This is a genomic window from Paenibacillus gallinarum (assembly GCF_014836635.1).
Classification (GTDB): Bacteria; Bacillota; Bacilli; order Paenibacillales; family Paenibacillaceae; genus Paenibacillus; species Paenibacillus gallinarum.
The window spans coordinates 1-1,057 of the sequence record NZ_JACSQL010000050.1 but is presented as its reverse complement, the minus strand read 5'-3'; the positions used below and the strand labels follow the sequence as shown (position 1 = coordinate 1,057).

Annotated in this window: 1 protein-coding gene; it reads right to left on the bottom strand. The window is 36.0% G+C overall.

What is annotated here, in order from left to right:
- Nucleotides 1-1,035 (bottom strand): DUF1835 domain-containing protein (locus H9647_RS25565; protein WP_225229586.1); only part of this gene is annotated, 1,035 nt, incomplete at its 3' end.
- Nucleotides 1,036-1,057 lie beyond the last annotated feature (22 nt).

The window sequence follows — 1,057 nt, the reverse complement described above, 5'->3', positions numbered from 1 at the left end:
GGTTCCAAGTTTAATAGAAAACTGATGTAAAGCTCCCGGTATCCCTCTAAACATAAGAATTCCTTGATTAACTAAAATCCAAATCCTATAAGAAATAAATGAATATCCAACAAGTTGTCGCGATATATCAAACATCTTCTCGACAACTCTCCCTGCCTTGATAAACCCATCCTCATCTTGTTCTTGCTCTAGTTCCATAACTGACTTTATTATCACTTCGTCTAGTGAATTCTCATCGCTGCTTCTAACAGTTCCTTCTTCCCACAAACGAAGTACATGATTTTCTCTCGCCAGTATTAACCATTCTGATTCATACCTTCTTCTTTGACTAGGATCAAGTGGAACACCTTTAAAGTAGCTTCTCACTATTTCCTGAAAATGCTCGTGATCAATTAAACTTCTAGCATAGGGAACTCCTTCTTTGTTTTGTAGCTTAGTAGCTTTAACGATCTCCGTTACATTTACAACATTAACTGGCTGTTTTCGTTCTCTCAACAAATGCAACACAAAGCGTAATCCTGTTTGATCATGTGCATTATCAGCACACCAAATAACGATGGTTTTATTTTCGGGAATGTCTTTAACTACTTTTACCATATTGTCAAGCTGATGCTCTTGGTTGAAATGCTGACCATATCTGAAAGCCTCATCGTATTCCATTAACCAAAAGCACCTATTCTGTTGTCCAGTTGTTGTATCTAAATTAGATATTGGTCCGATTGAGAACCAATCATTGAATGCTAGGACTTTACATTGAGTTTGTTTTCCGATTTTATTGAGTGTGACTTTTAGCGAACCTGCATCAGAGAGACTGAAAACTAGATGAACGTATTGTTGGAGTTCATCCTTTTGTAATTGATGGTTGCGAACTTCATTTAAATTGTTTTGAAGTATGTTAACAAGTCCTTCTGCTAAATTTTTTTCTTCGAAGTTACCGTCCTTACAATAGCGATCAACTGTATTCAATAAATTGTAAAAGTACATTCGCAGGTCCTTTTCACTAAATTGATTTAAGCTTTCATATAACTTCTCCATGGATATCCTCCTCATTGGACAA